Here is a 5,431-nt window from a genome sequence, read left to right as displayed (position 1 = left end):
CCTGGATCTCGGCGAGGACCTTCCGCATCTCGGCCTTGGTGGCGTCGGTGATGATCCGCGGGCCGGTGACGTAGTCGCCCCACTCGGCGGCCGGGCCGGGCGGCGGTGAGGGCGGTCGGGACGACGGGGAGGCCGGCGACGGTCGGCCGGTGGCGCCAGCGGAGGGCGCCGGTGCCGAGGTCGAGGGCCAGGAGTTCGCCGTCGCGGTAGGCGAGGTAGGCGGTGTCCCGGTCGATGTCGAGGTCGGTGGCGACGTGGTCGGTCCGGAAGACCCAGCGGGGTGCGCCGTCGGTGGCCGCGCGGCGGACGACGAAGGAGCCGCCGGGCCGCAGTCCGCGGCCGTCGTAGGCGGTGCCGGCGTGCACCAGGTCGCCGTCCGCTGTCTCCGCGCCGGGGCCGGGGAAGTGGGTCTCCCCGGGCTCCCAGGAGAACGGGAACAAGGGCTGGACACCCGACCCGTCAGGTGAGCGCACCGCGAGCCGGTACCGCTCCGGCCCCTGGCCGTCCGGCGGGGCCGCGTTGACGTACTCCCGGCTGCCGCGGCGGATCCGCAGGCGCTCGTACGGGGTGACGTACGCCGTGGTCCGGTGCCGGACCAGGAGCCCGTCGGTGAGCGCGGTACCGGCGGGCCGCTCCGGATCGTCCTCCCGCCGGTCGAGGGTGGCCAGGACCGCACCGTCCGGTTCCTCCTCGACGGCGAGGACGTGCCGCCGCGGTTCCCAGTCCGGGCTCAGCGCCGAGAGCGTCCGGCGGGCCTCGTCCCGGCCGTCGGGGCGCGGGGCGGGCACCCGGGGGCCGGCCAGGTCGCCGCCGGTGACCGACCCGGGCGCGACGGTGCGCCAGTCGGGCCGCCGCACGACGGCGACGTGCCCCTCGACGTGCGCCTTCCGGTCCTTCCAGTCGTCGGGCGGGGCCATCAGCACGCGCAGGGCCTGGTCGTCGAGCCAGGTCAGCCCGAGCACCTCGCGGCCGAAGTCGTGCCCGATGAGGGAGGTGGTCGCCCCCGTCTCCCAGTCGAGCAGGAGCAGCTCGCCCTCGAAGAGGTAGCCCCCGTCGTAGCCGCCGGTGCCGACGGCGAGCAGGGGCGCATCGGGGTGGAAGGCCAGCGCGCGCACCGGGAAACGCGTCCGGAGCACGGCCCCGCAGCCGAGGTCCCCCGTGCCGTACACGCCCACCGTCGCCGTCCGGGCGAAGCCGCGCTCGCCGGCGACGGCGAGCAGGCCGCGCTCCTCGTCGGGCACGGCGAGGACGGGGCGGCCGACCTCGGCGAACGGACGGTGGCCGAGGACGCGGAGGACGCGGAGCGGGGAGGTCATGCCGGGATTCTCCCGGACGGCGGGCGCGGCCCCGGCCGGCGGTGGGGCGTCGGCGCGTGCGGACCGAGGCGACCCGGCACGCTCCGGCGGGCCCGCGGCGTCAACCCCGCTTGACGCTCATCGTGCTCAGCGAACCGTGGCGGCAAGGAAGTTGGCCACCACGCCCCTACGCTGGGGCCATGAAGCAGCACATCGTCACGCTGGTCCTCGCGGGCCTTCTGCTCGGCATCGTCGCGTTCGCTGCCGGCTGGTTCGCGGCGGACTCCCGGCAGACGGCTCCGGCGCCGACCTACATCATGGTCACGCCGGAGCCGGTCGCCCCCGGTACCGTCTCGCCCCCGGCTTCGATCGGCAGCCGGTAGCACGGGCAGGCGGCCGGTGGTGCGGGCAGGCGGCCGGTAGCGCGGTCCGCGGGCTACTGCCGGACCGCCCAGAACCGGTCGGCCATGTCGTCGTACGCGACCGAGCCGGACAGGGCGACCGCCGGCTCCTTCCAGAGCATCAGCCACTGGCCGTCGCCCGGGTCGTTGTCCACGATCACCTCCAGGTTGCGCGCCGTGTTCACCCAGCTGCTCGCCTGGTCGCGGAACCCGTAGTCGGTGAAGTACACGGCGGCGTCCTCGTGGAAGAGGTTGAACTGGAGCCGGCGGCCGCCCCAGTTCTTGTCCGCGTAGAAGCAGTAGTAGGACGGTTCGCCGAGCGGGGTGGGGCAGTGCTTCCAGTCCGGGCCCAGGGCGGTGCGGCGCCGGTGGTCGCCGCTCCACGGCGGCGCCTGCGCCTGCCCGGGCAGCGGGAGCACCAGGACCGCCCCGTCCGGGAAGGTGATCTCGTTGGCGGCGGTCTGCCGACCGCCCCTGCTCGCCGCGAGCTGGGTGTCCACCGCCCGCTGCAGGGCGTCGCGGTCGCCGTCGCTCAGCGCGGTGATGATGGCTCTCCGGTCCCCGGCCGGGCTGTCCGCGGCGGCGGCCTGCGCCCCGAGGGGAGTGGCCAGGAGCACGAGGGCCCCGGCGGTACGGGCGAGGAGACGGCGGACTCGGGAGTGCGTCATATGCCAAACGTAGCGGCGCACATACGGCAGGTAACCGTACTTTCTCGATCAGACGGCGTGTGTGCGGTGCCGGTGCGCCGGTGCGTACGCGCCCCCTGATCGGGCGAACTACGCCCGGCCGGGCGCCCCCTGGGGCCCGTGGCCGGCCGGGTCCGGAGCAGCCGCGTCCGGAGCAGCCGGGTTCGGAGCGGCCGGAGCCGGAACGACGGGGCCCGGAACGAGGGGCGCGACGACGCGCTCGGCCGGGCCGGTGGTGTCCTCGTAGCCGTGGTCGTCGTCCCTGTTCACCGAGGCGGTGATCGAGCCCGTCGCCGAGGAGGCCAGGCCGAGGATCAGGAAGAGGACGAGCAGGCCGCGCCCGGCGCCGCTCAGGACCAGCGGGCGGGTGGCCGACACCGGGCCGGCCGGCTCGCTGCCCGGCTCGTCGCCGAACAGGCGCTTGGGGTAGGCGGACGAGAGCATCACCAGGTAGGCGGTGTAGCGCATCCGGTAGCGCAGGATCGCGGTCGTCGCCTCGTACAGCGGCTGCGGCATCCGGCCGAGGACCAGCACCACCAGCCAGATGACGAACGACACCACCCACCACCCCGCGTGCACCAGCCCCTGCACGATTGAGGCCGGAACGGCCAGGACGATGCGGAACAGCACGGCGAGCCGGTTCAGTTCACCGGGCCGCAGTTCGACCCGCACCGGATAGTCGGGGACCTCGAAGCCGAACGGCGGGTAGCGGTCCAGCGTGAGCATCAGGTACGCGCTGACGCGGGTCTCGTACGGGACGAACGCGGTGAGGTAGTCCGCCGCGAAGCCGGGCAGCCGGCCGAGCAGTCCCGGCTCGCCCAGCAGGTAGAGCGTGCCGATGGCGGGCGCGTGGCGGGCCACCCAGGCGGGCGGGTCGGGGTGGTTGCGCTGGAAGCGGTGCACCAGGAACTGCGGGCAGCCCAGTCGGGCGGCCCGGTCGTACAGCTCCCGCTGCACCGTCACGTCGTGCAGCACCACGTCGTCGGGCCGCAGGAGCCGGGCGACCATGACCCGGGCGAGGCCGTGGTCCACCCCGGGGCCGGTGCCGTGCAGCGGCTCGCCGACCAGGCTGTCGGCGTCGCTGGGCAGCACGGTCTGGGCGAAGCCGTAGTCCTCGATCAGCCGTTGGGCCCGTTCGGTCAGCAGCAGGGAGTCCCGGCCCAGGCCGCGCAGTTCGCCGTGCACGGCGATCTGACGGGAGACGTGGCCCAGCCCCCGGCCCCAGGTGTAGGAGACCACCCGGCCCGTCACCGCGCCTCCCGGGCGGATACCCCGGTCACGGCCTCAGCCGCCGATCATGGACATGCTGCGGTCGGGCCGGACGAAGTCGGGGTGGTTGATCTTGTGACCCGGCCACTTGCGCCACAGCGCCTCGCGGATCAGCCGTTCCAGCCCGGCGTCGTCGGCCCCCGAGCGCAGCGCGGCGCGCAGGTCGGTCTCCTCCAGCGCGAACAGGCAGACCCGGAAGGCTCCTTCCGCGGTGGTCCGCATGCGGTTGCAGCTGTCGCAGAACGGCTTGGTCACCGAGGGGATGAACCCCAGGACCCCCGGCGCGCCGTCGGCGAAGCGGTACGAGGTGGCGGGCTGCGGCGTGTCCTGGGCGACGGGGACGAGGCCGTAGACCGACGAGACGGCCGCCAGCGTCTCCGCGGCCGGCACCACCTTCCCGCGCTCCCAGGCCCGCTCGGCGTCCAGCGGCATGTACTCGATGAAGCGCACGTCGTAACCGCCCTCCCGCGCCAGGCGGGCGAAGTCGACGGCCTCGTCGTCGTTGGTGCCGCACGGTCGGCGACATGTCCTGCACCGGCGCCCTCGACTCGGACGCGACGACCGCCGCTCAGGTCGTCGCGGAGCTCGCGGCCTGCCGTTCCTCGGAGCGCGGCGCCACCCGCGCGGACGACCGGGTCTCCGAGGCGGCGATGGAGGACCGGAAGCGGGAAGGGTACTTCTGACCGGGGCCGTCCGGCGGGGCTTCGAGGCCGCGGCCGCGCCGGCCGTCTGCCGGTGCGCGGCGACAAGCCCCGTCGACGCGCCCTGCCGACGCGCCCTGCCGATGGGCCCCGTCCATGCGCCCCGTCCATGTGGCCTGCCAATTCCTGCTAATGCTCCGATAAGATGACTGACGGTGTGCCGGGAAGCCTGGTCGGCGCGGGGGACGACTGCGGCGATCGGCGGCGGTGACCCCGACTCTCGCGATGAGGTCCTGTCCACCGATGCACGTTGTGGGGATCGTTCTCGTCCTGGTGGTGCTGGCCACGGCCGTCGCCACCTTCGCCCGGCGCCTGCGCGTTCCCGCGCCGTCGCTGCTGGTCCTGGCGGGCATCGGGGTGGCGCTGATACCCGGCGTCCCCGCGCTGCACGTCCCGCCGCAGGTGATCGGCACGGTCGTCCTGCCGCCGCTGCTGTACTCCTCCGCCGAGGAGCTGTCGCTGCGCGACCTGCGCACGGTCTGGCGGCCGGTCACGATCCTCTCCTTCGGCCTGGTCTTCGCCTCCGCCGCCGCGGTCGGCTTCACGGCCGTCGCCGTCGCCGGGCTGCCGCCCGCGATGGCCTTCGTGCTCGGCGCCGTGCTCGCCAGCACCGACCCGGTGGCCGTCACCGCGCTCGGCCGCCGGCTGGCGCTGCCGGGGCGGCTCCAGGTCCTGGTACAGGCGGAGAGCCTGTTCAACGACGCCACCTCGCTGGTGCTGTTCAAGGTCGCCGTCGGCGTCGCCGTGGCCGTCGGCGCCTCGGTCGAACCGCCGGCGGCGGGCGGGGAGTTCCTCCTGCTGGGCGGCGGCGGTAGTGCGGTCGGCGCCGCCGTCGCGGGCCTGGTGTGGCTGGTGCGGCGGCGCACCACCGACCCGGTGCTGGAGACGGTCGTCGCGCTGGTCACCCCGTACGCGGCGTACGTGTCGGCGGAGTCCGTGCACACCTCGGGGGTGACCTCGGTCGTGGTGGCCGGCGGGCAGCTCGGGCGCGCCCGCCCCCCGCAGACCGACGCGCACCACCCGCGGCAGCTGCACCCCCGGTGCCCGGTGGGGGTGTTACAGCTGGAGGGCGTCGTGTT

Annotated in this window: 6 protein-coding genes and 1 pseudogene; 3 read left to right on the top strand and 4 right to left on the bottom strand. The window is 74.8% G+C overall.

Going from position 1 to position 5,431, the window contains the following annotated elements:
* Positions 1-1,316 (bottom strand): hypothetical protein (locus ABZW03_RS36545; RefSeq protein WP_355268486.1); only part of this gene is annotated, 1,316 nt, incomplete at its 3' end.
* Positions 1,317-1,495: 179 nt separating this feature from the next.
* Here ABZW03_RS36545 and ABZW03_RS36540 point away from each other — a divergent pair.
* A complete protein-coding gene (locus ABZW03_RS36540; RefSeq protein WP_355268484.1) occupies positions 1,496-1,678 on the top strand; it encodes a hypothetical protein in 183 nt (60 codons plus the stop codon).
* A gap of 53 nt (positions 1,679-1,731) precedes the next feature.
* On the opposite strand, the gene ABZW03_RS36535 is transcribed toward ABZW03_RS36540, so the two are convergent.
* The 3 genes from ABZW03_RS36535 to ABZW03_RS36525 form a co-directional block, all read right to left on the bottom strand.
* Positions 1,732-2,364, bottom strand: coding sequence for a peptidase inhibitor family I36 protein (locus tag ABZW03_RS36535; RefSeq protein ID WP_355268481.1), 633 nt, complete (start codon positions 2,362-2,364; stop codon positions 1,732-1,734).
* 108 nt (positions 2,365-2,472) lie between these two features.
* Positions 2,473-3,633, bottom strand: coding sequence for a DUF4389 domain-containing protein (locus tag ABZW03_RS36530; protein WP_355268478.1), 1,161 nt, complete (start codon positions 3,631-3,633; stop codon positions 2,473-2,475).
* A 33-nt stretch (positions 3,634-3,666) separates the two neighbouring features.
* A complete protein-coding gene (locus tag ABZW03_RS36525) occupies positions 3,667-4,101 on the bottom strand; it encodes a hypothetical protein (protein ID WP_355268475.1) in 435 nt (144 codons plus the stop codon).
* Between the two features lie 50 nt (positions 4,102-4,151).
* Between ABZW03_RS36525 and ABZW03_RS36520 the strand changes: the two are divergent.
* A pseudogene (locus tag ABZW03_RS36520) lies at positions 4,152-4,334 on the top strand (sulfate adenylyltransferase small subunit); the annotation flags it as partial.
* Between the two features lie 261 nt (positions 4,335-4,595).
* On the top strand, positions 4,596-5,431 hold an 836-nt coding region (locus ABZW03_RS36515; protein ID WP_355268472.1), incomplete at its 3' end, for a cation:proton antiporter.

It is taken from the genome of Kitasatospora sp. NPDC004799 (assembly GCF_040609095.1).
Taxonomy (GTDB): Bacteria; Actinomycetota; Actinomycetes; order Streptomycetales; family Streptomycetaceae; genus Kitasatospora.
The sequence above is the reverse complement of the archived record's forward strand: the minus strand, read 5'-3'. Positions and strand labels throughout refer to the sequence as shown.